Source organism: Streptomyces niveiscabiei (assembly GCF_033794345.1).
Classification (GTDB): Bacteria; Actinomycetota; Actinomycetes; order Streptomycetales; family Streptomycetaceae; genus Streptomyces; species Streptomyces niveiscabiei.
The window spans coordinates 42,127-66,864 of sequence record NZ_JARAYJ010000006.1; the positions used below are offsets into that span (position 1 = coordinate 42,127).

Sequence of the window (24,738 nt, forward strand, 5' to 3'; positions counted from 1 at the left end):
GGTCGGCCGTATGACCGAGCCCGTCGAGCCCGCAGGCGGGCGCCGTCCCCGCAAGCGCGTGACCGGCTACGGGTCGGGGCGGGTCGCGCTGCTGGACGCGGCCGTGCGGGTCGTCGCCCGGGGCGGGCTGCGGAAGCTGACGTACCGGGCGGTCGCCGAGGAGGCCGGGGTCACCCATGGGCTCGTCGTGCACCACTTCGGGTCGCGGGACGTGCTGATCGAGGAGGCCGTCACCCACGCCGTCCGCTCCTCCCTGGAGCGCAGCGCGCTCGGCGCGGGGGGACAGGAGGCCGCCGGGTTCAGCGGGGCGCTGGTCGACATGGTCGAGTCGGGGCCCGAACTCCAGGCGTTCCAGTACGAGTTGCTGCTGGAGGCGCGGCGCAGGCCGGAGCTGCTGCCGCATCTGCGCGCGCTGTACGAGGAGTATTTCGAGGCGAGCGCGCACGAGGTGGCGCGGTTCCTGCCGCAGCCGGTGAGCCGGGGCATGTCCCGGCTGGTCTTCGCCGCGCTGGAGGGGCTCGTGCTGCATCAGCTCGTGTTCGGTGAGCGCGAGGTCACCGAGGAGGCGCTCGCGGAGTTGCGCGCGCTGCTGGAGCGGCTCGGCGCGCCGTGACCTGAGGGCCGGGTACCGGGGCTTCCCGATCCCTTGTCACGGGGCTGGTTCGGGCCCACCATGAGTCAATTCGTTTGACCTGAAACGAACACCCCTCTCTCTTCCTCTTCCGAAGGTGACCCGAGTGGACAGTCAGACGGTCCCCGCGCGCCGGACCCAACCGGACGCCCCCGCCCTCAAGCCCGACGCCCTCGGCGTCCTGGGCATCCTGTTCTTCGTGCTGTCCGGTCAGGCCCCGCTCACGGGGATCGCCGGGGCGGCACCGCTGTCGATCGCCCTCGGCAACGGCGCCGGCACCCCGGCCGCGTACCTCCTCGCCGGGGCCGTGATCCTGCTCTTCTCCGTCGGGTTCGTCGCCATGGGGCGGCACGTCGTGGACGCGGGCGCCTTCTCCACGTACATCGGCGCGGGCCTCGGCCGCGGCGCCGGGGCCGGGAGCGCGGGCGTCGCGCTCTTCGCGTACTGCGTGATCCAGGCGGCCATGTACGGGCTGTACGGCTCGATCGTCGCCGGGCTGTTCGCCGACCGGGCCGGGGTCGATCTGCCGTGGTGGCTGTACACGCTGGTCACCATGGCCGTCGTCCAGGCGCTCGGGGCGGCCGGGATCGAGGTGGGGGCGCGGGTCCTCGCGGTGTTCGTGCTCGCCGAGTTCGGCGTGCTGCTGGCGTTCGGGGTGGTCACGCTGCTGCGCGGGGGCGGTCCCGAGGGGCTCGGCGTCGCCGGGAGCTTCTCCGCCTCGGCCGCGCTCCAGGGGGCTCCGGGGGTGGCCGTGATGTTCGCCGTGGCGTCCATGTTCGGATTCGAGGCGACCGCGATCTACGGCGAGGAGGCGCGCGAGCCGAAGAAGACGGTGCCGCGTGCCACGTACCTGTCGGTGGTGGTCGTGACCGGGTTCTTCGCGCTGACGTCCTGGATGCTGATCTCGGCGTACGGCGCCTCGGCGGCGCCCGGGGCGGCGGGGAAGGCGCTGGCCGGCGGGGACTCGGCGTCGTTCGTGTTCGCGCCCGTGGCCGACCTGTTCGGCGGGTGGGCGAACGACGTGCTGCCGGTCCTCCTCGCCACCTCGCTGTTCGCGGGCGTCCTCACCTTCCACAACTCCGCGAACCGCTACCTGTTCTCCCTCGGGCGCGACGGCCTGCTTCCCGGCGGGCTGTGCCGGCTCAACTCCCGGCGCTCGCCCTGGGCCGCGGGGTGTGTGCAGACCTCGGCGGCGGTGCTGCTCGTCGTGCCGTTCGCGGTGGCCGGGAAGGACCCGGTGCTGACCCTCTTCTCCTGGTTCAGCGGGCTCGCGGTGCTGGCGATGATGCTGCTCTACCTGCTGACGTCGGTGTCCGTCGTCGTGTACTTCCGGCGGCGCCGGGTCGACCGGCGGGTGTGGCACACGGTGGTCGCGCCGGTGCTGGCGGCGGTGGGGCTCGCGGGGGCGGTCTGGCTGATCCTGGCGAACTTCACGACGCTGATCGGCGGGGACGGCGGCACGGCGCTGTGGCTGGAGCTGTCCGTGCCGGTGGTGCTGGGGGCGGGGGTGGTCGGCGAGCGGGTGCGCAGGCGACGTACACGGTGATCCCCGACCGGCATTCCTGGAGGCTCGTATGACCATCACCCATGACGACTGGCTCGCCCGGGCCAAGGCGTTCACCCCACCCCGTACCCATCTCGTCGACGGCGTCGAGGAGCCGGGAGGCGGCGGCGTCTTCCGCGTGGTCTCGCCCCGCGACGGGCAGCCGCTGGCCGAGGTCGCCGACGGCGGCCCCGCCGAGGTCGACGCCGCCGTGGCCGCCGCCCGGCGGGCCTTCGACCACGGGCCGTGGCCCCGGCTCGCGCCCGGCGACCGGGGGCGGGTCCTCGTCCGGCTCGCCGGCCTGCTCGACGAGCACCGCGACGACCTCGCGCTCGCCGTCACCCTGGAGATGGGCAAGCCGATCGCCGACGCCCACGGCATCGAACTGCGCGCGGTGATCAACACGTTCCGCTGGTACGGCGAACTCGCCGGCAAGCTCACCGACGAGGTCCCGCACACCGCGCCGGACGCGCTCGCGCTCGTCACCCGGGAGCCGGCCGGGGTCGTCGGCGCGGTCGTGCCGTGGAACTTCCCGCTGACCCTCGCCGGGTGGAAGGTCGCGCCCGCGCTGGCCGCCGGATGCACGGTCGTGCTCAAGCCGTCCGAGAGCGCGCCGCTGTCCGCGCTGCTGCTCGGGCGGCTCGCGCTGGAGGCGGGGCTGCCGCCGGGGGTGCTGAACGTCGTCACCGGCGACGGCCCCCGCGCTGGGCGGGCCCTCGGGCTCCACCCGGACGTGGACGTCCTCGCCTTCACCGGCTCCACCGCCGTCGGCCGCCACTTCCTGCGCTACGCCGCCGACTCCAACCTCAAACGCGTCTGGCTCGAACTCGGCGGCAAGTCCCCCAACATCGTGCTGCCCGACGCACCCGACCTCGACCGGGCCGCCGCCACCGCCGCCTGGGGGATCTTCTTCAACCAGGGCGAGATGTGCACGGCGCCCTCCCGGCTCCTCGTGCACGCGTCCGTCGCCGAGCGCGTCGTCGAGGCGGTGGTGCGCCGGGCCCGCGAGCTGCGGGTCGGCGATCCGCTCGATCCGGCCACGGAGATGGGGGCGCTCGTGGGCGAACGGCACCTGGAGCGGGTGCTCGGGCAGGTCCGCACCGCGCGCGAGGAGGGGGCGCGGCTCCTGACCGGCGGGGACCGCATCCTTACGGCGACGGGTGGGACGTACCTCGAACCGACCGTGTTCGACCGGGTCGGCCCCGGCAGCCGGCTCGCCCGCGAGGAGGTCTTCGGGCCCGTGCTGTCCGTCATCGCCTTCGAGGATCTCGACGAGGCGGTGGCGCTGGCGAACGACACCGAGTACGGGCTCGCCGCCGGGGTGTGGACGTCCGACCTGTCCACCGCCCACCGCGTCTCGCGGGCCCTCAGGGCCGGGACCGTGTGGGTCAACTGCTACGAGGAGGGCGACCTCACCGTGCCGTTCGGCGGGGTCAAGCAGTCCGGCAACGGGCGCGACAAGTCCGCCCACGCCCTGGAGAAGTACACCGACCTCAAGACGACGTGGATCCAGCTGTGACCCGGCGCCCCCTGATCGCCGTACCGGCCCGGTTCTCCGCGTCCGCGTCGGCGCTGCGCCACCGGGCCGAGGTCAACGCGCGGGCCCTGATCGAGGCGGTGTGGCGGGCCGGCGGGGAACCCGTCGGCCTGCATCCGCACGCTCCCGACGGTCCCGGTGAACTCGCCGCCCGGCTGGCCCGCTTCGACGGGGTGCTGCTGCCGGGCGGCGGCGACGTCGCTCCGTACCGGTACGGGGTCACGGGCACGCACGAGGCCCTCTACGACGTGGACGACGAACAGGACGCGTTCGATCTCGGGCTCGCCCGGCACGCGCTCGCGTCGGGGATGCCGCTGCTCGCCGTCTGCCGGGGGCTGCACGTCGTCAACACGGTGCTCGGCGGGACCCTGGAGCTGGACGTGGCCGGGCACCGGCACGTCCGCCACCCCGTGGGGCTCGCGGCCGGTTCGGCGCTGGCGCGGCTCGCCGGGGCGGACAAGGTGACGGCGTCCTGTTATCACCATCAGCGGGTGGCGCGGCTCGGGGAGGGGCTGGTGGTGAGCGCCCGCGCGGGCGACGGGACCGTGGAGGGGGTCGAACTGGCCGGTGGGGCGGGGTGGTTCGTGGGGGTGCAGTGGCATCCGGAGGACACGGCGGAGGAGGACCCGGCGCAGGGGCGGGTGTTCGAGGGGTTCGTGCGGGCCTGCTCGGCGTAGGGAGTCCGGGGCGGGTCCACGCGGTTGCGTGCCGGCGGGGAGCTACGCGGTTGGGTGCCGGTGCGGGTTTCCTCGCTGTTCGGTGATCGTCGCGCCTCGCGGGCCCGGTGCCCGGCTTCGTCGGGTCCTCCCCCTCCCCCGCCGTGCCGCTGTCAGCGTTCGTGCACCACCTGCCCGTCGAACACGGTGAGCTCCACCTCGGCTTCCGGGATCTCGTGCGGGTCGAGGCCGAGCAGCGGCCGGTCCAGGACGCACAGGTCGGCCACCTTGCCCGGCTCGACCGTGCCCTTCCAGTCCTCGGCGAAGTCCTGCCACGCCGGGGTGGCGGTGTACGCGCGCAGCGCCTGCGCGAGGGTGACCCGCTGCTCGGGGCCGCTCGTCCTGCCGCTGGCCTTCGACTCGCGCAGCAGCATCGCGGCGACGCCCTGCCGCCAGTCGGGCTCGGTGATCGGCGCGTCGGAGCTGGCGCACACCGGGACCCCGGCGTCGATCGCGGACCGCACGGGCCACTGGTACGCGGAGCGCTCGGCGCCCACGACCTCGTCCATCAGGTCGGAGACCGTCCACTTGATCGCCGGGTTCATGTTGACGCCGTAGCCGTGCGCGGCCAGTTTCGCGAGGCTGCCGGCGCCGATGAAGTCGCCGTGGATGACGTAGTGGCGGGCGTCGGGGCGGGGTGCGGCCGTGTTCGCGGCGAGGAGGGCGTCGACGACCGTGTCGATCGCGCGGTCGCCCGTGACGTGGACGCCCAGCTGGAAACCGGCCTCGTGCGCGAGCGCGATCATCTCGCGCAACTCCTCGACCTGGAGTTCGGGGGTGTCGCCGTGCACGCACAGGGAGCCGTGGCCGCCGTCCCGGTAGGGCTCGCGCATCCAGGCGGTGCGGTTGGGCGGCACGCCGTCCGCGAAGATCTTCACGCCGATGGCGTTCAGCCGCCGGGGGTCCGCCGAGTGCGGGCGGCGCAGTTCCTCCAGCCCCTTGCGGACGTCGTCGGCGCTACCGCCGATGGGGGCGGGCAGCAGCAGCACGCTGACCCGGGCACGGAGTTCACCGGCCGCCAGGAGGTCGGCGTACGCGGTCCAGTTGTCGGTGCTCAGGCCGCCGAAGAGGGTGCCTGTGCCGCCCGGGCCGAGGCCGGGTTCGGTGTAGCTGGTGATGCCGCGGGTGTGCAGTTCGCGGATCACGCCCTGGACGGCCCGGCGGCGCTGGGCGATCGTCGGGGTGGGCAGGGCGGCCTGGACGAGCCGCTGGGCCGCCTCGCGCAGGATGCCGGTCGGTGTCCCGTCGGCGTCGAGGTCGACGACGCCGCCGTGCCGGTGCGCGCTGTCCGCGTCGACACCGCAGCGGCGCAGCGCCTCGCTGTTGGCCCACACCATGTGCGAGGAAAAGTCCGTCAGGCAGACCGGGTGCTGCGGCGCGACCGCGTCCAGGTCACGGCGGTGCGGGAAGCGGCGCGGGTCGGCCACGCACTCGGCGAGGTAGCCGGGGTCCCAGCCCAGGCCGACGATCCACTCGCCGGGGCGGGTCACGTGGGTCGCCCGGCGTACCGCGTCGGCGACGCCGGCGATCGACGCGACGGCGGGGTGGCCGACGTCGAGGGTGAAGGGCGGTCTCGTCATCCCGTACGCGGCGCCGTGCAGATGCGAGTCGTTGAGGCCCGGCAGGACGGTCCGGCCGCCGAGTCCGACGATCCGGGTGCCGGGGCCGGCCAGGGCGCGCATGGCGGCGTCGCTGCCCGTGGCGACGATGTGTCCGCCGCGTACGGCCACGCCTTCGGTGACCGTGAAGCCGTCGTCGACGGTGAGGACCTGACCGCCGGTCAGGACGAGGGTGGGGGCGGATCGGTGCACAGATGCCTCTTCCGGGTAGGAGGGACGGTTCACCGCGTGACGCGGGGCACGGCGTACGCCGCCGCGCGTGGTCGGGTCATGGCGGGGCTCCACGGGCGTCCGGCTGTGCCGAACAGGAAAGCCCCGGGTGCCTCGGCGCACCATCCGTACAAATACCGACTCCCCGCCGGTGGACGTCTTGCCCGGTGGGGTCGGGGTCCCTACCGTGTACCCCACTCGTCGTTAGGCCCCGAACGACCTTCGTGGTCCCGAGCCGTTCCCCGGAGGCTCGTATGCTCAGCCACCACCAGCTCGCCGCGGCCACCCGCATCGGCATGCTCACCCGCGAGCGCGACCCGGCGTCCGCCTGCGAGCAGGCGCTGCGCGAACTGGCCCGCGCGCTGCCGCTCGACGCCGCGACGCTGCTCTCGGTCCATCCGGTGACCGGGGTCCATGTGCAGGTCGCCGGGATCGGCTACACCGCCGAGGTGTCCCGGGCGCTGGCCGCCGAGTTCGTCACGACGCCGTGGTACCGCAACGTCGTGGGGCAGGAGCTGCCGCCGTCCATCTCCGAGGACACCGAGGACCCGGTGGAGCCGGGGCCGCGTTTCCGGCAGGGGTGGTTCTACGCCGAGCGGGTCCGGCCGGCCGGTTTCCGGGACGGGGTCACGGGAGCGCTGCGGCACCGGGGGCGGCTCGTCGGGCTGGTGCACCTCAGCACCGAGGGTGCCGACGCCTACGGCCTGGAGGCGCGGCGGCTGCTGGCCTCGGTGATTCCGGCGCTCGGCGCGCTCGCCGATCCGGTGGCGCGTGAGGCGGACCGGCTGCCGGAGCACGGGGCGGCGAGCCTGGTGACCCCCGACGGGACGCTCCGCCTGCCGGGCCGCGAGCCCGTCCGGGCCCTGGACGACCCGGAGTTCCTGGCCCTGCTGCGGGTCTTCGCCGGTTCGGGGGGACGCCGGCTGCGGCTGCTGTGGCCCGTCGACGGCACCTGGTACCGGGTGACCCTCCACCGGCAGCGGCCCGGCGCCGGGCCCGTGGCGGGAGCGGTCCTGGTGCACGGGGCGCCGACACGGATGCCGTACGGGCTCAGCGCCCGTGAGCTGGACGTCCTCACCCGGGCCGCGACCGGCCAGACCAACCGGGCCATCGCGCAGGCCCTGTTTCTCTCCCCGCGCACCGTGCACAGCCACGTCGAGCACCTCCTGCGCAAGACCGGCGCCGCCTCCCGCGCCGAGGCCACCGCACTCGCCGTGCGCGACGGCCTGCTGCGCCCGGACGCCGGGCACCTCGCGTTCTTCGTCGAGCGGTGAGGCGCGTCTCACGGCAGCCGGAAGCGCAGGCGGCAGATCACCGCGTCCGTCTCCCGTCGTACGGCGTGTGCGACGACGGCTCCCCGCTGGTTCTGGAGCAGCCGCTGCCACAGGCGTTCGGGTTCGGTCTCGGGGATCAGCACGGTCACCTGGGTGCCGGGTTCGGCGGCGGCGACCTCGCGGACGTAGGCGGCGATGGGGCGGCCCAGGCTGCGGCGGTCGCTGCGGACCCGGACGAGGGGGACGCCGGGGTTCCAGTCGGTCCAGGCGCCCTCCAGGGCGTGGAGGGCGGCGCGGTCCTCCGGGTCCGGGTAGGAGACCGTCACCGCGCGGACCTCGTCGCCGAGGGAGGTGGCCGCCGTGAGGGCCTGGGAGGTGAGGCGGGAGAGGGAGGAGACGGGGACGACGACCAGGGAGCGCGCTCGGTGCGGGGGTTCGGGGATCCGGCCGAGACCGAGGCGTTCGCCGATGCCCGCGTACGCGCGGTGGACGGTTTCGAAGGCGGCCACCAGCAGGGGAAGCGCGATGACGATCAGCCAGGCTCCCTGGGTGAACTTCTCCGCCGTCACGACGACCGCCGCGACCCCGGTCAGCAGGGCGCCGGAGCCGTTCAGCAGGGCCTTGCCCGTCCAGCCCGGTCCGCGTTCCCGGCGCCAGTGCCGGACCATGCCGACCTGGGCGACGGTGAAGCCGACGAACACGCCGATCGCGAAGAGCGGGACGAGCGTGTTGGTGTCGCCGCCGGAGAACACCAGGAGGGCCGCCGAGACGACGGCGAGGGCGAGGACGCCGTGGCGGTGGACCTGGCGGTCGGCCTTGAGGGCGAAGACGTGGGGCGCGTAGTTGTCGCGGGCGAGGAGTTTCAGCAGGACGGGGAGGCCGCCGAAGGAGGTGTTCGCGGAGAGGGCGAGCAGGATCATCGTCGTGAACTGGATGACGTAGAAAGCCCAGTTGTGGCCCAGGGAGGCGTCCGCGAGCTGTGCGAGGACCGTGACGCCCTGGACCGGCTGGAGGTGGAAGCGGCCGATCAGGACGGACAGGCCGATCAGCATCAGGCCCAGCACCGCGCCGAGGGCGACCTCGGCGCGCTGGGCCCGCTCGGCGCGCGGGACGCGGAAGGAGGGCACCGCGTTCGCGATGGCCTCGACGCCGGTCAGCGCGGCGCAGCCGGACGCGAACGCCTTCAGCAACAGCAGGGCGCCGACCGTCGTGGCGTTGTCGGACAGCACGGAGGCGTGGCCGTGCGCCGTCGCCGTACTGACCGGCCCCGACCGCAGCAGGCCGACGACGATCAAGGCGAACACCGAGCCGACGAACACGGCGGTCGGCACGATGAACACCCGCGCCGACTCGACGATCCCCCGCAGGTTCACCGCCGTGATCAGCGCCAGGACCGCCAGGCACAGCCACAGCCGCTGCCCGTACAGGGCGGGGAACGCCGAGGTCAGCGCGGCGACCCCGGCCGTGACGGCGACCGCCACGTTCAGGACGTAGTCCAGGACCAGGGACGCCGCCGCGACAAGGCTCGTCCGCGACCCGAGGTGCGCCCTGGCGACCGCGTACGAGCCGCCGCCGTCCGGGAACGCGGCGATGACCTGCCGGTACGAGGCGACCAGCACCGCCAGCAGACCGGCGATCGCCAGGGTCACCGGCAGCGTGAAGCCGAGCCCGTGCGCCCCGGCGGCGGCCAGCACCAGCACGATCGCCTCCGGGCCGTACGCCACCGACGCCATCGCGTCCAGCGAGAGCGCGGCCAGGCCCGTGACGGCGGTGAGGCGGTGCCGTTCACCGGCATCAGGCGGCTCCTCCCCGGTGGGAGCGACGGGGGTGAGGACGGACATGATCGAGGGCTCCTTCGTGCGGACGGCTGCACTCAGGGTCGGTCCGCAGGTGATCGTTCTCGATCGTTCCTAGCGCGTTCTTCACGCCGGGACCGGGCGTTTTGACGAACTCGTAGCACCGTCGGTTCACCGGCTCCGGGAGGGCAGCGCCTCAGACCGTCATCCACTCCAGGACCGGCGTCGACTGGAGGTACACGATCAGGGCGAAGCCCGCGAGGAGGCCCAGGCTCCAGCCCAGGACCTTGCGGAAGATGACGCTCTCGCCGCCGGCCATGCCGATGGAGGCGGCGGCGACCGCGAGGTTCTGGGGGGAGAGCATCTTGCCGAGGACGCCGCCTGTGGAGTTGGCGGCGGCCAGGAGGACGGGGTCGAGGCCCGTCTCGTGGGCGGCGGTCACCTGGAGGACGCCGAAGAGGGAGTTGGAGGAGGTGTCGGAGCCGGTGACCGCCACGCCGAGCCAGCCGACGACCGGGGAGAAGAAGGCGAACGCGGCGCCGGTCTGCGCGAGGGCCGTGCCGAGGGTCGCGGTCTGGCCGGAAAGGTTCATCACCCAGGCCAGCGCGAGGACCGAGGTGACGGTGACGACGGTCCAGCGGAGTTGGCGCAGGGTCGCGCCGTACGCCTTGACCGCGCGGCCGGGGCCGAGGCGGTACAGGGCCATGGTGAGGAGACCGGCGAGCAGCAGGATCGTGCCGGCCGCCTTGAGGTGCTCCAGCTTGAAGGTGACGGCTCCGGCCTGCTGACCGGTGGGCGTCTGGACGTCGAGGCCGGGCCAGGAGAACGTGACGACGCCGTGCACCGCCAACCAGTCCTTGACGGGGCCGAGTTGGGTGAGGGCGAAGAGGGCGACGATGATGAGGTAGGGCGCGAAGGCCATGAGGGCTCTGCCGTCCGCGCGCTCGTCGGGGCCGCCGGAGGAGCCGGCGCGAGGCCCGGTGCCGTCATCGGCGTACGTAGCGCCGCCCCCGTACGTCTCCGCGTCCGCGTACGTGTCGATCCCCCCGCCCACCGTCACCCGCGCCGGCTGCCACACCCGCAGGAACCCCAGCACCGACACGAGCGCCACGACCCCCGCCACGATGTCCGTCACCTCGACGCTGATGAAGTTCGCCGCGGCGAACTGGGCGATCCCGAACGTCACCCCCGCGACGACCGCGACGGGCCACGTCTCCCCCACCCCACGCCGCCCGTCGAGGAGGAACACGAGGACCAGGGGGACGAAGACGGCGATGAGGGGTGTCTGGCGTCCGGCCATCGCGCCGAGGTCGTCCAGGGGCAGCCCGGTCACCCCGGCGAGGGTGGTGAGCGGTACGGCCATGCTGCCGAAGGCGACCGGCGCCGTGTTCGCGACCAGCGCGACGGTCGCCGCCTTGAGGGGGGCGATCCCGACGGCGACCAGCATGACGGCCGTGATGGCGACGGGCGCGCCGAAGCCGGCGAGCGCCTCGATCAGCGCGCCGAAGCAGAACGCGATGAGGATGCCCTGGACGCGCTGGTCGGTGGAGACGGTGCGGAAGGAGCGCCGCAGGACGGCGAACCAGCCGGTGACCTCGGTCATCCGGTAGATCCAGAGGGCGTTGACGAGGATCCACAGGACGGGGAACAGCCCGTAGAAGGCGCCTTCGACGGCGCCGGAGAGGGCCTGGGAACCCGGCATGTCCCAGACCCAGACGGCCAGCGCCAGGGCGAGCGCGAGGGCGGCCGGCGCGGCGAGCTGCGCGCGCACGCGGAAGGCGCCGAGCAGGACGAACAGGGTGAGCAGCGGTAACGCGGCGAGGACCGCGGACCAGTACAGCGATCCGGCGAGCGGGTCGAGGACCTGGCGGTACATGCGGGCCTCCTGGTGCGGCAGTGACACGATGTTCCGATTCGTCAACTTGTAGGACACGTGTCCAGGGCCGTCAATGGCGCCTTCCGGGGCCCACGCTCATCTGCGTTTCCTGTCAGGGCCGTTGACCGCGCTCTGAAAACGTTTTAACTTCCCCTCACTCCCAATCCCGAGCCGAGGAGGCTCCGTGGCGGTGCAGTTGCGTGAACGCCCAGGGAAGACGGTGGAAAGGCGCGACCGGCGCAGGCCGCCGGGTGGGCAAAAACGTTTTCAGCGGCGGACGTTGTTCCTGCTGATGCTTCCGGGTCTCGGGTACTTCCTGCTGTTCCACTACGGCGCGCTCATCGGGAACGTGATCGCGTTCAAGGAGTACGTGCCGTTCGACGGCCTGTGGGGCAGCCCGTGGACGGGCGTCGGCAACTTCCGCCGGATGTTCGAGGACGCGGCGTTCTGGGACGCGGTGCTCAACACGGTGTGGATCGCGCTGCTGCAACTGGTGTTCTTCTTCCCGGTGCCGCTGGGCCTGGCGCTGCTGCTGCACAGCCTGACGTGGTCGTCGGTGCGCCGGTTCGTGCAGTCGGTGGCGTATCTGCCGCACTTCATCTCGTGGGTGATCGTCGTGGCCCTGTTCCAGCAGGTGCTCGGGGACACGGGGATGCTCAACGGGTATCTGCACGACGCCGGGCTGCACACGGTCGACATCGTCGGCAACCCGGACGCGTTCAAGCCGCTCGTGGTGGCGCAGGTGATCTGGAAGGACGCGGGCTGGGGGACGATCATCTTCCTGGCGGCGCTGTCGCAGGTCGACGAGCAGCGGTACGAGGCCGCCGCGATCGACGGGGCGGGCCCCTGGCGGCGGTTCTGGCACGTGACGCTGCCCGCGATCCGTCCGGTGCTGGTCCTGCTGCTGATCCTCCGGCTGGGCGACATCCTGTCGGTCGGCTTCGAGCAGATGCTGTTGCAGCGGGACGCGGTGGGGCCGCGGGCGGCGGAGGTCATCGACACGTTCGTGTACTTCCAGGGGATCGTGGGCGGCGACTACGGGTTCGCGGCGGCGGCCGGCCTGTTCAAGGGCGTGGTGGGCGCGCTGCTGGTGTACGCGGCGAACAAGGCCGCGCACCGGCTCGGTGAGCAGGGGGTGTACCGGTGAGGCCGGCGTGGATGGAGCGGCCGGGGCCGGTCACGCAGGCGGGCAAGGCGCTCGCGCTGACGGCGGTGGTGCTGCTGGTGTGCGTGCCGTTCCTGGTGATCCTGTCGACGTCGCTGGCCTCGCAGCGGGAGGTGGTGGCCAACGGGGGCTGGGTGCTGTGGCCGCGGGACCCGACGCTGAAGGCGTACCGGGACATCCTCGACGGCGGGATCGTCACGCACGCGCTCGGCGTGAGCGCCGGGGTGACGCTGGCCGGGACGCTGCTGAGCCTGGCCTGCACGGTGACGCTCGCGTACGCGCTGTCGCGGCCCGGCGTGTTCGGGGGCCGTCCGGTGCTGCTGCTGATCCTGTTCACGTTCCTGTTCCCGCCGGGCATGATCCCGAACTATCTCCTCGTCAAGCAGCTGGGACTGCTGGACAGTTACGCCTCGCTGGTGCTGCCGGTGCTGGTGAACGTGTTCAACCTGGTCGTCCTGCGCGGCTTCTTCCAGGGCATCCCGGAGGAGCTGTACGAGGCGGCGCGGCTGGACGGCGCCGGGGATCTGCGGGTGCTGTGGTCGGTCGTCCTGCCGTTGTCCAAGGCGGCGTTGGCGGTGGTCGGGCTGTTCTACGCGGTCGCCTACTGGAACTCGTGGTTCTACGCGTCGCTGTATCTGGAGAGCGACCACTGGCCGTTGCAGCAGGTGCTGCGGACGTACGTGATCGCGGGGACCGGGCTGACGGACACGACGACGGGCGAGGGCACGGTCAGCGCGCCGCAGGCGATCCAGATGGCGGTGCTGGTGATCGCGACCGTGCCGATCCTGCTCGTCTACCCGTTCCTCCAGAGGTACTTCACCAAGGGCGTGCTCACCGGCGCCGTCAAGAGCTGACGCCGTCGCGAGGTGATGTCGTCAGGAGCCGACTCGGAAAGGTCCCGCTCATGTCCCGCATGTCCCGGCGCGCGCTGCTCGGTTCGATGGCAGCGGCGAGTGTCCCCGGTCTGCTGACCGCCTGTTCCACCGGCAAGGACGACGGCGACACCGCCAACGCCGGTAAGAAGCTGGCCCCTTGGCCCGTGTACCGGGCGGCGCCGGGCGCGAAACCGGATCTCGCGCCGACCGAGGCGGGGGTGCAGCCGGGGTACACCTCCTACCCGGCCGACCTCTCGACGTCCGTCAAGCGCACGCCTGGTGACGGCTCGACGATCCGCGTCATGTCGGTGACGTTCGGTACGCCGCCCAAGGGCCGTTCCGCCAACCGGTATTGGCAGGCGGTGGAGAAGGCGCTCGGCGTGAAGGTCGAGTTCACGGTCGTCCCGACGGACGACTACCAGAAGAAGATGGCGACCGTCATGGCCGACGATCCGGACGCGCTGCCGGACGTCATCAACATCTTCTCCGGCTTCCAACTCCCCCGCGAGGCGCAGTTCGTGCAGCGCAGGGCGGAGGATCTGACGCCGTTCCTGTCGGGCGAGGCGGCTGCGGAGTACCCGAACCTGGCGAACATCCCCGGGCACGCCTGGCGGGACATGGGCCGCATCGGCGGCCGGATCTACGGCGTCCCGCTCGAACGGCCGCTGCCGGGTTCGACGTTGTGGCTCAACCAGGGCGTGTTCACGGACGCCGGGATGCGGGAGGGCTGGACGTCCGCCGACTTCGCGGCCGTCGCGGCCAAGGCGACCGGCGGCAAGCGGTACGCGCTGGGCGCCGGGACCGGTTCGGTGTTCGGCAACGCCGTGCACGCCGCCGCGCACAACGCGCCGTCCGCGTGGGCCGTCGACGGCTCAGGCGTGTTCCGCGCCAATTACACCGACGAGCGGTACAGGGCGGCGGTCGCCTTCCAGGCGGAGCTGCGCGGGAAGGGCCTCTACCACCCCGACGCGGCCTCGATGTCGACGTCCGACCTGACGACCCTGTTCCTCAACGGCACGGTCGGCTCGATGCAGAACGGCTTCGGCTCCTACCAGACCCTGTACCCGGACGCGGAGGGCCTGCTGACTCCGGCACCGGCCCTGCCGTACACGGTCGGCGGGACGCCCGGCGGGATCGTCGCGGCGCGGCGCTCGTTCGGGTACACGGTCCTCAAGGCGGCGAAGCGGGAGCGCATCCAACTCCTGCTGCGCGTCCTGGACTTCCTCGCCGCGCCGTTCGGTACGAAGGAGTGGGAGCTGATCCACTACGGGGTGGAGGGCACGCACTTCACGCGGGGCGCTGACGGCTCGCCCGAGGCGAACCGGCTCGGCGAGGTCGAGAACGTGACCAACCTGCCGTTCCGGTATCTCGCCGAGGGGCCGCAGGTGTTGTTCGTGCCGGGCCGTCCGGAGGCCGTGCGCGCGATCCACGCCTGGCAGCGGAAGGTCGTCCCCGTCGCGATCCGGGACGCCTCCTTCGGGCTCCAGTCGACGACGCGGACCACGCGGGGGACGACGCTGAAGGCGCTGATGGACGACACGGTCACCGCCGTGATCGCCGGACGCTCACCCATGTCCGCGTACGACGCCGCCGTGAAGACCTGGCGGGCGCGCGGCGGCGACAGAATGGCCGACGAGCTGGCGAAGGAGCACGACGCCATCTCATGACCGGCCGGGACGAGAAGGGGGCGCGCAGCGACATGACGGCGAGGGAACGGGTCACGATCCGCGAGGTGGCCGAGCGGGCCGGGGTGTCCGTGTCGACGGTGTCACGGGTGCTCACCGGCAACTATCCGGTCCCGCCGGCCACCCGCAGCCGCGTCCTGCGGGCCGCGCGGGCGCTGGACTACGTCGCCAACGCGCACGCCCGCGCGCTGGTCGGCGGCGGCCGGAAGATGGTCGCCGTCGTCCTGCGCCAGGTCACCAGCCCCTTCTACGCGCATGTCGCCGAGGGCGTGGAGGCGGAGGCCGCCGACCGGGGGTGGCTGTGCCTGGTCGGCACGACCGGGGGTGATCCGCAGCGGGAGATGGACTTCGTGCAGCTCATGCGGGAGGAGGGGGCGCGGGTGGTGATCCTGGTCGGCGGGGTCGTCGAGGACGACGCGTACCGGGAGCGGGTCGCGCACTACGCGCAGGCGCTCAGCGCGTCGGGGGCGCGGCTCGTGCTGTGCGGGCGGCCCTCGCCCGACCCTGGACTCCCGGCGCTGGTCGTGGAGTTCGACAACGAGGCGGGGGCCCGCGCGATCACCGCGCACCTGCTGTCCGCCGGGCACCGGCGGATCGCCTTCCTCGGCGGGCTGCCGGGGAACACCGCGCTCGACGCGCGGGTGCGGGGGTACCGTGCGGCGCTCGCCGAGCACGGGCTGCCGGCTTCGGCCGCGTACGTCGTCGACTGCGGGCTCGGGCGGGCGGCCGGGCGGCGCGCCATGGGGCAACTCCTGAGGGAGACCAGGGAGTTCACGGCCGTCGTCGCCGGGGACGACATGGTCGCCGCCGGGGTGCTGCGGGCCGTCTCCGAGGCCGGACTGCGCGTACCCGACGATGTGTCCGTGGTCGGCTACAACGACATACCTCTGGCCGAGGACTTCAGCCCTCCGCTGACCACCGTCCGTACGCCCGCGGAGGAGTTGGGCCGCGCCGCCGTACGGCTCGCCGTGCGGGACGGGGAGCCCGCGGGGCCGCATCTGCTGGGCACCCATATCGTCGTCCGCGAGAGCGTGGGGCCGCCCGCGTGAGCGGGGACCGCGCGGTGTGGGAGGACGCGGCGGACCGGTTGCTGGACGCGCTGCTGCCGTATGCGACGCCCGGGTTCGCGCAGTACCGGCTGCCCGGGCGGGCCGGGTACGCCGGGGAGTGGTCGGACGGGCTGGAGGGGTACGCGCGCTCGTTCCTGCTGGCCGCGTTCCGGATCGCGGGGGCCCGGGGGGCGGGGATGGAGGCGTTGGTCTCGCGGTACGCGGCCGGGCTGTCCGCCGGGACCGATCCGGGGCACCCCGAGCACTGGCCGCCCATCACCGACCGGGGGCAGCCGATGGTGGAGGCCGCTTCCGTCGCCGTCGCGCTGCACGAGACGCGGGAGTGGTTGTGGGATCTGCTGCCGGATGCCGTGCGGCAGCGGACCGTCGCATGGTTCGGGGGGTTCGTCGGGGCCGTCGTCAACGACTCCAACTGGCGGCTGTTCCAGGTGATCGTGGAGGAGTTCCTCGCGTCCGTGGGCGCCCTGGACGATCGCGGCGAGATCGACGCCGGGCTCGCCCGGCTCGACGACTGGTACCGGGGCGAGGGGTGGTACACCGACGGGGACGGGCAGAAGTTCGACTACTACAACGCCTGGGCCCTGCACCTGTATCCCGTGCTGTGGGCTCGGATCGCGGGGGCGCGCGCCGACCCTGCCGTCGTCGCCCGGCACCGGGGGCGGTTGCGGGAGTTCCTGGAGACCTTCCAGTACTTCTTCGGGGCTGACGGAGCTCCTGTGCATCAAGGGCGGTCGCTCACGTATCGGTACGCCGTCGTCGCACCGTTGTGGGCGGGGGTGCTGGCGGACGCGACGCCCCTGCCGCCGGGGCGGACCCGGCAGCTCGCCTCGGGGGCGTTGCGGCACTTCTCCGAGCGGCAAGTACCGGACGCGGAGGGGTTGTTGAGGCTGGGGTGGTACCGGGAATTTCTGCCGGTGACTCAGCCGTACTCCGGTCCCGCCTCGCCGTACTGGGCCGCCAAGGCGTTCCTGGGCCTGCTCCTGCCGCCGGATCACCCCGTGTGGACCGCTCCCGAGGAGCCTCGGGAGGACAAGGATCGGTGTCTGGTCCTGGGGGCGCCGGGGTGGGTGCTGCATGCGACCGCCGCCGACGGGATCGTGCGGCTCGTCAACCACGGGAGCGATCGGCTGGCGCCCGCGCCTGCCGCGTCCGAGGCGAATCCTCACTACACGCGGTTCGCCTATTCGTCGGTGACGGCTCCTGAGACTCCGCCGGGGGATCTTGCCGGTGGGGTCGACAATCATCTGGCGGTGGGGGGTTCTCGGCGGGGGCGGATTCAGCGGGTGGGGGTGGGGGCTTCTTCCTATGCGGTCGCGGGGGGTGAGGGGGTGGTGACCACGACGAGTGTCGTGCATCGGGCTTGGGAGGTGCGGGTGCATGTGGTGGAGGGAGCGGGTGAGGCCGTGGTGCGGGAGGGGGGGTGGGCCGTGGCCAGTGATGTGGCCGCGCCTGTGGGGTCGTTCGGGGAGGGGTGGGCTGTGGTCCGGCGGGGGGATGGGCTGACCAGTGCGGTGGTGTCGTTGCTGGGGGGCGGTCGGGAGGGTGGGGTGGTTTCCGGGGTGGGGCAGAACGCGGTTGGGGTGTGGTCGGGGACGCCTGTGCTGGTGGGTGGGGAGGGTGGGGTGCTGGTGACGTTGGTGGTGCTGACCGGGGATCCCGAGGTGGGGTGGTGGGGGGCTTGGGCCCGGGAGGTGGAGGGTGGGGTGGAGGTGGGGTTTCCGGATGGGCGGACGGAGGTGGTCAGGGTTGGGGGGAGTCGGGGATGAGGCCGTGCGGGGGGGGGAGGGGCGGGAGGTGGCAGCGGGTGAGGAAAATCGCCAGGCGCGAGGGGGCTCCGCTGTCTCCGGCGTCCGCCGCCGCCCTCAACACCCGTCGCGCTTCGTCGAGTTCGTTCCGCTCGGCCGGCATGTCGGCGAGCATGCCGGAGAATTCGCTTCGGGGAGGCGTCCCGGACGCGGACGGCGGCGCGGGGTGCGGGCGTTGGCCGGCTTCCACGCCTTGCCCCTGATGAGGTCGGCGGCGGTGCGGTCCGGCGCTGTCCCCCACTCACTCCGGCAGCGCCACCTGCCCCCTCAGTTCGTGCCACTTGTCCATCGGCAGCACGATCGTGTGGGCCCGGTCCGAGGACATGCGGACCATGACCGCGTCCGCGTCCGGGACCAGGGCGAACTCCACGTGTTCCTGGTCCCATTGGCCCATCGGGTAGTACCACTCGATGCCGCCCGCGTCCTCGACCATGGCGGCCATGCCGACCTGGAGGGCGGCGACGAAGGGTTCGATCGCGTCCTTGGGGATCCTGACGGTGGCCATCTCGCGTTCGGGGCCGTCGGTCACGGGGGTCCGCCCTTCCTGTGGTCGCGCGTCGCGTCGTCGCGCCGTCACGTCGTCACTCCGTCGCGCTGAGCCTACCCAGCGGGGCCGTTTCGTCACCTTCGGCGACAGGTCACCGCTCGCGTGTTTTCGCCAACTCCCTTGCACTAAGGGGTAGTTGAATCGTCCAGGGCCGTTAACATCGCCGCATGCGATCACGGCGCAGTGACGACCTGACCCAGCTTCCGCGCGATCCCCGGGCGGACGCGTATCCGATGCCGAGCGTGCCGTACGGGTGGTACGCGGTGGCGCGCGGCAAGGAGTTACGGGCCGGGCGGGTGGTGAGTCTGCACTACTTCGGGCGGGCGCTGATCGCGTTCCGCGGAGCTGACGGGCGGGCCGCGGTGCTCGACGCGCACTGTCCGCATTACGGGGCGCATCTGGGGGCGGGCGGGAAGGTCGTGGAGGGGACAGTGGAGTGTCCGTTCCACGGGTGGCGGTTCGGGGCGGACGGGCGGTGCGTGCGGGCGCCGTTCGCGGCGCGGGTGCCGAAGGTGTCGCTGGGCGGGTTTGCGGTGCGGGAGCACAGCGGGCTGGTGTTCGTGTACGTCGGGCCGGCTGAGCCCGAGTGGGAGGTGCCGGAGATCCCGGAGACCTCCGACCGGGGGTACGCGGCGCCGGTCGAGGACACCTGCCGGGCCCGCGTGCACGTGCAGGAGATGCGGGAGAACATCGTCGACGAGTCGCACTTCCACTTCATCCACGGCCAGCCGGAACCGCTGGCGCAGGAGTGGAGCGAGGACGGGCCGTTCGCTCAGGCGCGGGGGCGGATCGGGCGGCGGGTGCTGCGGTGGGACATCGACAACAGCTTCGACGCGTTCATGTACGGGCCGGGGGTCATGGTCGTCCGTACGGAAGGGCCGGTGCTGTCGCTGACGGCCATCGCGCTGAGCACGCCCGTCGACGAGCGGACCAGTGAGCTGCGGATGCTGTACTACGTCCGCAAGCCGCGCCGACTCCCCTTCCTGACGCCGCTGTTGAAGCTGGTGTTCCGTACGCAGGCGCTGGGCGAGGTGCGGGACGAGGTGCGGATCTGGGATCACAAGGTGCATCTGGCGCGGCCGGTGCTGTTGCCGCACGAGCAGGGCATCCGGGCGTTGCGGCGGTGGTACGCGCAGTTCTATCCGCCGGTCTGAGTCACGGCGTGCGGCGCGGCTCGGAGTCGGCGCGGCGGCGGCGTACCAGTATGGGGATCTCGACTCGCCGCTCGTCGTGGGGAAGGAACGCCGTGACCGACACGTCCGGGCCGCTGGCCGGCCGTATCGCCCTCGTGACCGGGGCCAGTGGTGGCATCGGGCAGGGCATCGCCCGTCAACTCGCCGGTGCGGGGGCCTCGGTGGTGCTGCACTGCCGTCGAGCAGTGGGGCTCGCCGAGGAGTTGGCGCGGGAGATCGGGGACGCGGTCGTGGTGAACGGGGATCTCACGTGCGAGGAGGAGTGCCGGCGGGTCGTCCGGGAGGCGGCGGAGTGGCGGGGGCGGCTCGACGTGCTCGTCAACAACGCGGGGATCCAGCCGGTGAAGGCCCTGGCGGAGCTGACCGTGGCCGACTGGCAGGAGCTCCAACAGGCCAACGTCACCAGTGCGTTCACCTGCACGCAGGAAGCGGCGACATTGATGGCCCCCCGCGGCGGAGGCAGCATCATCCACATCGCCTCCGTCGAAGGCACCCGCCCCTCCCCCGGCCACACCCACTACAGCGCCTCCAAAGCGGCCCTGATCATGCACGCCCGCGCCGCCGCCCTCGAATACGGCCCCCTCGGCATCCGCGTCAACACCGTCTCCCCCGGCCTCATCGACCGCCCCGGCCTCACGGACACCTGGCCCGAGGGCGTCACCCGCTGGCACACGGCGGCTCCCCTGCACCGCCTCGGCACCCCGGCCGACATCGGGGCGGCGTGCGTGTTCCTCGCGTCCGACGCGGCGTCCTGGATCACGGGGGTGGACCTTCCGGTGGACGGGGGTGTGAGCGCTCGGCCGGGGTGGTGACCGGAGTCTCCGCCGGCTCCCGGAGGTAGGGCAAACCCCCGGTACGAGTGGGTGGCCGGCCGCAGTGATCAACGGGGGTGGGTGCGGCAGGGTGAGAGGGGTTGTCTCCCAATGACTGTTGTCCCCCAATGACTGTTGTCCTCCCATGACTTAGGAATCGCCTTGTCCAGTAACGCCCTGGTGCCCTCGTCGTCCGGTTTTCTGCGGGGCCGTGTGCTCGTGCCCGTCGCCGTGTTGCTTGTTCCCGGCGTGTACTTCGGGCCGCATCTGGTGGCCGACGACGGGTCGCAGGGCGGGTTCGCCGATCAGCGGGTGCTGGTGGGGGCCGTGCGGGAGGGGTTCGTGCGGTACTGGGGTGCCGGGAGCGGGGACTACTCGTCGGGGATGGGGGAGGTCGTCGCGTACTGGTTCCGGTTCCATGTCGCCAAGGCGCTCATCGCCTCGGCCTTGTTGGGGGTGCTGGTCGCGCTCGGGGTGGTGGTGTGGCGGGCGTTTCTGCGGAGTGAGGGGGCGCGGAGGGGTGCGCTGGCCGTGGCGGGGGCCGCCGTCACCGGTCTCGGGCTGCTCTCGCTTGTCGTCGCGGCGGTCAATGTGCAGGGCGCGGTCGCGCCGTTCACCTCCGCGCTCACGATGTTGCCGGTCGGCACCCGGGGCGGGGAGTTGGGCGGAACGTTGGCCCAGGTCAGGGCGCAGCTGGCCGCGGACCCGCACAGCGCCTCGCCCGCGCTCGCGGAGATGGTCAGCGACAACGCCCGGTACCACGTGTCGATGGCCGTGATCGCCGGGGTTCTGGCAGTGGGGCTGGTCGTCGCGAGCGTGGTGCTGTGGCGGCGGTTCGCGAGCGCCGGTGATCGGCGCACCCGGCGTCTGCTGGCGGCGTTCGGCGGACTCGGCACGGTCCTCGTGTTCGCCGTGCTGGTGGTGGGCGTCGCGAACGTGACGGTGGCGGCGGATTCGGCGCGGGGGCTCACGGAGTTCTTCGGCGCGTAGGCGAGCGGCGGGGGCCGACAGGAGCGGAGGTGGTCTCATGAGCCCTGCTCCTCGCCCGGTCGGCTGCTGTCGAGCGTAGTGACCGGCGCGGACAATCCGGTTGTGAGGCCCCGGGCGGGCTCGTAGGGTCCGGGCATGGCTCTTCGTGATCTTCTCCGTCAGGCTCTTCCCGATGCCATGCGTGCGCGCGACAAGGTCGCCGTGAGTGTGTTGCGGGCGACGCTGGCCGCGCTCGACAACGCGGAGGCGGTGCCGGTGGACGCGTCGCTGCTGCGGGGGCAGGCGATCGAGGCGGTGCCGGTGGGGGCCGGGGCGACGGAGGCCGAGCGGCGGGAGTTGGGTGAGGGGGACGTCGTACGGATCGTGCGCGGGGAGGTCGAGGAGCGGCTCGGGGCGGCGGGGCAGGTGGAGGGGACCGCGCACGCGGAGCGGTTGCGGGCCGAGGCCCGGGTGCTGCTGCGGTTCCTGGAGCCTGCCGCGGGTGGTGGTCCCCGAACGCCGTGACGGGGTGGTGCCAGGTGCACCCCGGAAGCGGGCGCTGCCGCCATGGACCGGGTCTGACCTCGGGTTCTACGGTGACGGCATGCACCTCACCGCTCGTCTGCGCCGCTTCGCGCCGGCCTCGGCCGCGTTCCATGCCGCCGGTCTGCCGATCCACCTCGGCGTACTCGTGATCCTGGCGCTGCCCTGGATCTTCTTCCGGCCGACGACGGTGTGGGCGGTGCTCCTCGCGGTGCTCGTGCCGTTCCCGGCGGTGCTGTCGGCCGTGCCGGTGCTGACGAAGGCGCAGCGCGCGCGGTTCCGGGCGCGGCTCGGGGTGGAGATCCCGGCGGCGCGTACCGGGCGACGGCAGGTCGCGTACCACTTGCTGGCCGGCCCGCTGCTGACGTTCGCCGCGGTGGGTGTGCTGCTGGCGTGGGGCGCGGCCGTCTGCGCGAGCACGTTCTACGTGTGGGTCTGGGCCGTACCTTCCAGCTGGCGCATCACCGACGCCGGTTACACCGCGCAGGGCGCGTACCTCACGGCTGCCGGGCTCGCCCTGCTGTACGGCGCCGCCCGGGCGTCGGGTGCGCTGGCGCGGCTGGACGAGCGGGTCGCCGCGGCGCGGCTCGGGCCGAGCCGTACGGAGCAGTTGGCGCGCCGGGTGAGCACGCTGGCCGAGAGCCGGGCGGGTCTGGTGGACGCCGTGGACGCCGAGCGGCGGCGTATCGAGCGGGACCTGCACGACGGGGCGCAGCAGCGGCTGGTGTCGCTCGCCGTGAACCTCGGGATCGCGAGGGCGACGCTCACCGGGCTGTCGCCGGACGCGCGGCGGGTGCTGGACGAGGCGCACCGGGAGGCGAAGGAGGCGATCGAAGAACTCGGGGCGCTGGTAAGGGGGTTGCATCCGGCGGTGCTGGAGGACCGGGGGCTCGACGCGGCGCTGTCGGGGCTCGCCGGGCGGGCGCCGATCCCGGTGCGGGTGCGGGTGGAGCTGTCGGCGCGGCCGTCGGCGACGGTCGAGTCCGTCGCCTATTTCGTGGTGTCGGAGGCGCTGACGAACGTGGTGAAGCACGCGGAGGCCTCGCGGGCCGAGGTGTCGGTGGAGCGGTTCGGGCCGACGCTGCTGGTCGTCGTCAGCGACGACGGTGCGGGCGGTGCCCGGGTCGGGGCCGGGAGCGGCCTCGCGGGGCTGGTCAAGCGGGTCGCGGCGGTGGATGGGAAGCTGTCTCTCGACAGCCCTGTGGGAGGGCCGACCGTGCTGACCGTGGAGCTGCCGTGCGTGCCGTGATCGCCGAGGACTCGGTGCTGCTGCGGGTCGGGGTCGTCAAGGTCCTGGAGCTGGCCGGGTTCGAGGTGGCGGCCGAAGTGGGCGACGCCGAGGGCCTGTTGGGCGCGGTGCGGGAGCACCGGCCGGACATCGCGGTGGTGGACGTGCGGATGCCGCCCGGCTTCACCGACGAGGGGGTGCGGGCGGCGCTGGTGATCAAACGCCAGTGGCCGGAAACCGCCGTCCTGCTGCTGTCGCAGTACGTGGAGGAGCGGTACGCGGCCGACCTGCTCTCCGCGCACACCACGGGGATCGGGTACCTCCTCAAGCAACGCGTCGCGGACGTCGAGGAGTTCGCGGGCACGGTGCGCCGGGTGGCCGCCGGGGGCACCGCACTGGACCCCCAGGTCGTGTCCCAGCTCCTGGCCCGCCGGCACAGCGATCCCCTCGACCGGCTCACGCCGCGCGAGCGCGAGGTGCTGGAGCTGATGGCGGGCGGGCGCTCCAACGCGGGGATCGCGGGGCGGTTGGTGGTCAGCGAGAGCGCCGTGGCCAAGCACATCAACAGCATCTTCACGAAGCTGGACCTCCCGAGGGCGGACGCGGACCACCGGCGGGTGCTGGCGGTGCTGCGGTTCCTGGGCGTCGCCTAGCGGGCTCATGGCGTGATCCGTCGTTGTCGGCGCTCGCGGGGGCGCAGCAGGATGACGTTCATGAGAGACATGGGGGATGTGTCGCCGTACGAAGCCCGGGATCCGGCCGAATTCGTGGCGGTGATGCGGCTGTTGAAGGAGCGGTCGGGGCTGACCTACCGGGAGTTGGAGGTGAAGGCGGCCCGCAACGGGGACGTGCTGGCGCGCAGCACGCTGGCCGATGTGCTGGGGCGCGCGAACCTGCCCCGGCCCGATGTGGTCGCCGCGTTCATCAGGGCGTGCGGGGACGGGGAGCGGGTGGGGGTGTGGCTGGAGGCGCGGGAGCGGATCGCTTCGGGCGCCGTCGCGCCGGTGGACGCCGAACCGGACGAAGGCGCCGAGGAGTTGTCCTTGGGGCCCGCACCCCGCCGGTTCACGGTTCGCGGGGGGATCCTCGTCGCCGTGTGCGTGCTCCCGTTGCTCGGGCTGGGGCTGTGGTGGCTGCTCGGCGACGACAACGACGACGGCGACGGCGGTTTTGGGGACGCGCGGGCGGCGGCGCTCAGCGGGTGGGTCACCATCCGGCCCGCCCGGACGCCGGAGCTCTGCCTCACGGACGGGCGCGACCGGGCGGGCGCGTACCCCAGCGCCGTCGCGGTGCAGTTGCCGTGCGCGCAGGCGACCGTACCGCGTACGTATCTCGAACCGGCCGGGGAGAACCTGTACCGCGTCCAGTGGCATCATCCGCAGGAGGGGCGGGGGTGCCTCGCGGTCATGGACTCCGGTCCGGTGAAAGGGATGCTGGAGCCCCGTAACGACTGTTCGCAGGGCACGCTGTTGCGGCTGGAGGCGGTCGGGGACGCCTTCCGGTTCCGGGTGGTGAGCAGTGGGCGGTGCATCGGGGTCGCCGACGCGAAGGAGGGGGCGGAGGCGTCGGAACGGCGGTGCGGGGACTCGGCGGACCAGCGGTTCCTGGTCCGGCGGGACTGACGGGGTGGGTGAACGTCCCGCC

Annotated in this window: 21 protein-coding genes; 17 read left to right on the forward strand and 4 right to left on the reverse strand. The window is 72.9% G+C overall.

Features of this window, described 5'->3' with window-relative positions; all coding sequences use genetic code 11:
* The first annotated feature begins 10 nt into the window (after positions 1 to 10).
* The 4 genes from PV682_RS10270 (at position 11) to PV682_RS10285 (ending at position 4,388) form a co-directional block, all read left to right on the forward strand.
* Complete coding sequence (locus PV682_RS10270) at positions 11 to 613, forward strand: TetR/AcrR family transcriptional regulator (RefSeq protein WP_319726401.1); 603 nt, start codon at positions 11 to 13, stop codon at positions 611 to 613.
* A 124-nt stretch (positions 614 to 737) separates the two neighbouring features.
* On the forward strand, positions 738 to 2,177 hold the full coding sequence (locus PV682_RS10275; protein ID WP_319726404.1) for an APC family permease: 1,440 nt from the start codon (positions 738 to 740) through the stop codon (positions 2,175 to 2,177).
* Between the two features lie 28 nt (positions 2,178 to 2,205).
* Positions 2,206 to 3,693, forward strand: coding sequence for an aldehyde dehydrogenase (locus PV682_RS10280; protein ID WP_319726407.1), 1,488 nt, complete (start codon positions 2,206 to 2,208; stop codon positions 3,691 to 3,693).
* Entirely contained in the window at positions 3,690 to 4,388 is a 699-nt protein-coding gene (locus PV682_RS10285; protein WP_319726410.1) for a gamma-glutamyl-gamma-aminobutyrate hydrolase family protein, read from the forward strand. The genes PV682_RS10280 and PV682_RS10285 overlap by 4 nt, the downstream gene beginning before the upstream one ends.
* A gap of 152 nt (positions 4,389 to 4,540) precedes the next feature.
* Here the strand turns inward: PV682_RS10285 and PV682_RS10290 are convergent, their stop codons facing one another.
* Entirely contained in the window at positions 4,541 to 6,238 is a 1,698-nt protein-coding gene (locus PV682_RS10290; RefSeq protein ID WP_319726412.1) for an amidohydrolase, read from the reverse strand.
* Between the two features lie 272 nt (positions 6,239 to 6,510).
* On the opposite strand from PV682_RS10290, the gene PV682_RS10295 reads away from it, so the two are divergent.
* The gene (locus PV682_RS10295; RefSeq protein ID WP_319726414.1) at positions 6,511 to 7,530 is read left to right on the forward strand and encodes a helix-turn-helix transcriptional regulator; all 1,020 of its coding nucleotides are present in this window, start codon (positions 6,511 to 6,513) and stop codon (positions 7,528 to 7,530) included.
* Between the two features lie 8 nt (positions 7,531 to 7,538).
* On the opposite strand, the gene PV682_RS10300 is transcribed toward PV682_RS10295, so the two are convergent.
* Both PV682_RS10300 and PV682_RS10305 read right to left on the reverse strand, forming a co-directional pair.
* Positions 7,539 to 9,371, reverse strand: coding sequence for an APC family permease (locus tag PV682_RS10300; protein WP_319726415.1), 1,833 nt, complete (start codon positions 9,369 to 9,371; stop codon positions 7,539 to 7,541).
* A 151-nt stretch (positions 9,372 to 9,522) separates the two neighbouring features.
* Complete coding sequence (locus PV682_RS10305; protein WP_319726418.1) at positions 9,523 to 11,202, reverse strand: L-lactate permease; 1,680 nt, start codon at positions 11,200 to 11,202, stop codon at positions 9,523 to 9,525.
* Positions 11,203 to 11,494: 292 nt separating this feature from the next.
* On the opposite strand from PV682_RS10305, the gene PV682_RS10310 reads away from it, so the two are divergent.
* Genes PV682_RS10310 through PV682_RS10330 form a run of 5 tightly spaced genes read left to right on the forward strand, consistent with a single transcriptional unit; the run spans position 11,495 to position 17,763 of the window.
* On the forward strand, positions 11,495 to 12,349 hold the full coding sequence (locus PV682_RS10310) for an ABC transporter permease (RefSeq protein ID WP_319726420.1): 855 nt from the start codon (positions 11,495 to 11,497) through the stop codon (positions 12,347 to 12,349).
* A gap of 11 nt (positions 12,350 to 12,360) precedes the next feature.
* Positions 12,361 to 13,221: a carbohydrate ABC transporter permease gene (locus PV682_RS10315; RefSeq protein WP_319726959.1), complete on the forward strand. Its 861-nt coding sequence runs from the start codon at positions 12,361 to 12,363 to the stop codon at positions 13,219 to 13,221.
* 50 nt (positions 13,222 to 13,271) lie between these two features.
* Positions 13,272 to 14,909: an extracellular solute-binding protein gene (locus tag PV682_RS10320; protein ID WP_319726422.1), complete on the forward strand. Its 1,638-nt coding sequence runs from the start codon at positions 13,272 to 13,274 to the stop codon at positions 14,907 to 14,909.
* A gap of 32 nt (positions 14,910 to 14,941) precedes the next feature.
* The gene (locus PV682_RS10325; RefSeq protein WP_319726962.1) at positions 14,942 to 15,976 is read left to right on the forward strand and encodes a LacI family DNA-binding transcriptional regulator; all 1,035 of its coding nucleotides are present in this window, start codon (positions 14,942 to 14,944) and stop codon (positions 15,974 to 15,976) included.
* Positions 15,973 to 17,763, forward strand: a complete 1,791-nt coding sequence (locus PV682_RS10330; protein ID WP_319726424.1) for a DUF2264 domain-containing protein — start codon at positions 15,973 to 15,975, stop codon at positions 17,761 to 17,763. The genes PV682_RS10325 and PV682_RS10330 overlap by 4 nt, the downstream gene beginning before the upstream one ends.
* Before the next feature lie 280 nt (positions 17,764 to 18,043).
* Here the strand turns inward: PV682_RS10330 and PV682_RS10335 are convergent, their stop codons facing one another.
* Entirely contained in the window at positions 18,044 to 18,331 is a 288-nt protein-coding gene (locus PV682_RS10335) for a hypothetical protein (protein WP_319726426.1), read from the reverse strand.
* Between the two features lie 185 nt (positions 18,332 to 18,516).
* Here PV682_RS10335 and PV682_RS10340 point away from each other — a divergent pair, with 185 nt between their 5' ends.
* The 7 genes from PV682_RS10340 to PV682_RS10370 all read left to right on the forward strand — a co-directional run bounded on the left by PV682_RS10340 (position 18,517) and on the right by PV682_RS10370 (position 24,716).
* The gene (locus PV682_RS10340; RefSeq protein ID WP_319726428.1) at positions 18,517 to 19,503 is read left to right on the forward strand and encodes a Rieske 2Fe-2S domain-containing protein; all 987 of its coding nucleotides are present in this window, start codon (positions 18,517 to 18,519) and stop codon (positions 19,501 to 19,503) included.
* 92 nt (positions 19,504 to 19,595) lie between these two features.
* Positions 19,596 to 20,354: an SDR family NAD(P)-dependent oxidoreductase gene (locus tag PV682_RS10345; protein WP_319726431.1), complete on the forward strand. Its 759-nt coding sequence runs from the start codon at positions 19,596 to 19,598 to the stop codon at positions 20,352 to 20,354.
* A gap of 162 nt (positions 20,355 to 20,516) precedes the next feature.
* Positions 20,517 to 21,344, forward strand: a complete 828-nt coding sequence (locus PV682_RS10350) for a hypothetical protein (RefSeq protein ID WP_319726434.1) — start codon at positions 20,517 to 20,519, stop codon at positions 21,342 to 21,344.
* 135 nt (positions 21,345 to 21,479) lie between these two features.
* The gene (locus tag PV682_RS10355) at positions 21,480 to 21,848 is read left to right on the forward strand and encodes a GatB/YqeY domain-containing protein (protein ID WP_319726436.1); all 369 of its coding nucleotides are present in this window, start codon (positions 21,480 to 21,482) and stop codon (positions 21,846 to 21,848) included.
* 79 nt (positions 21,849 to 21,927) lie between these two features.
* Positions 21,928 to 23,115 carry a sensor histidine kinase gene (locus tag PV682_RS10360; RefSeq protein ID WP_319726438.1) on the forward strand — a complete coding sequence of 396 codons (1,188 nt, stop codon included), beginning with the start codon at positions 21,928 to 21,930 and terminating at the stop codon, positions 23,113 to 23,115.
* Positions 23,103 to 23,747: a response regulator transcription factor gene (locus tag PV682_RS10365; RefSeq protein WP_319726440.1), complete on the forward strand. Its 645-nt coding sequence runs from the start codon at positions 23,103 to 23,105 to the stop codon at positions 23,745 to 23,747. Before PV682_RS10360 ends, PV682_RS10365 begins: the two co-directional genes overlap by 13 nt.
* A 60-nt stretch (positions 23,748 to 23,807) precedes the next feature.
* On the forward strand, positions 23,808 to 24,716 hold the full coding sequence (locus PV682_RS10370) for an RICIN domain-containing protein (protein ID WP_319726442.1): 909 nt from the start codon (positions 23,808 to 23,810) through the stop codon (positions 24,714 to 24,716).
* Positions 24,717 to 24,738: the final 22 nt, after the last annotated feature.

Bases quoted from the DNA above. Each gene is read 5' to 3' on its own strand.
- PV682_RS10310 (WP_319726420.1), top strand. From the start codon at position 11,495: ATGCTTCCGGGTCTCGGGTACTTCCTGCTGTTCCACTACGGCGCGCTC.
- PV682_RS10340 (WP_319726428.1), top strand. From the start codon at position 18,517: ATGCGATCACGGCGCAGTGACGACCTGACCCAGCTTCCGCGCGATCCC.
- PV682_RS10320 (WP_319726422.1), top strand. From the start codon at position 13,272: ATGTCCCGCATGTCCCGGCGCGCGCTGCTCGGTTCGATGGCAGCGGCG.
- PV682_RS10370 (WP_319726442.1), top strand. From the start codon at position 23,808: ATGAGAGACATGGGGGATGTGTCGCCGTACGAAGCCCGGGATCCGGCC.
- PV682_RS10300 (WP_319726415.1), bottom strand. From the start codon at position 9,371: ATGTCCGTCCTCACCCCCGTCGCTCCCACCGGGGAGGAGCCGCCTGAT.
- PV682_RS10315 (WP_319726959.1), top strand. From the start codon at position 12,361: ATGGAGCGGCCGGGGCCGGTCACGCAGGCGGGCAAGGCGCTCGCGCTG.
- PV682_RS10325 (WP_319726962.1), top strand. From the start codon at position 14,942: ATGACGGCGAGGGAACGGGTCACGATCCGCGAGGTGGCCGAGCGGGCC.
- PV682_RS10360 (WP_319726438.1), top strand. From the start codon at position 21,928: ATGCACCTCACCGCTCGTCTGCGCCGCTTCGCGCCGGCCTCGGCCGCG.
- PV682_RS10305 (WP_319726418.1), bottom strand. From the start codon at position 11,202: ATGTACCGCCAGGTCCTCGACCCGCTCGCCGGATCGCTGTACTGGTCC.
- PV682_RS10295 (WP_319726414.1), top strand. From the start codon at position 6,511: ATGCTCAGCCACCACCAGCTCGCCGCGGCCACCCGCATCGGCATGCTC.
- PV682_RS10270 (WP_319726401.1), top strand. From the start codon at position 11: ATGACCGAGCCCGTCGAGCCCGCAGGCGGGCGCCGTCCCCGCAAGCGC.
- PV682_RS10280 (WP_319726407.1), top strand. From the start codon at position 2,206: ATGACCATCACCCATGACGACTGGCTCGCCCGGGCCAAGGCGTTCACC.
- PV682_RS10355 (WP_319726436.1), top strand. From the start codon at position 21,480: ATGGCTCTTCGTGATCTTCTCCGTCAGGCTCTTCCCGATGCCATGCGT.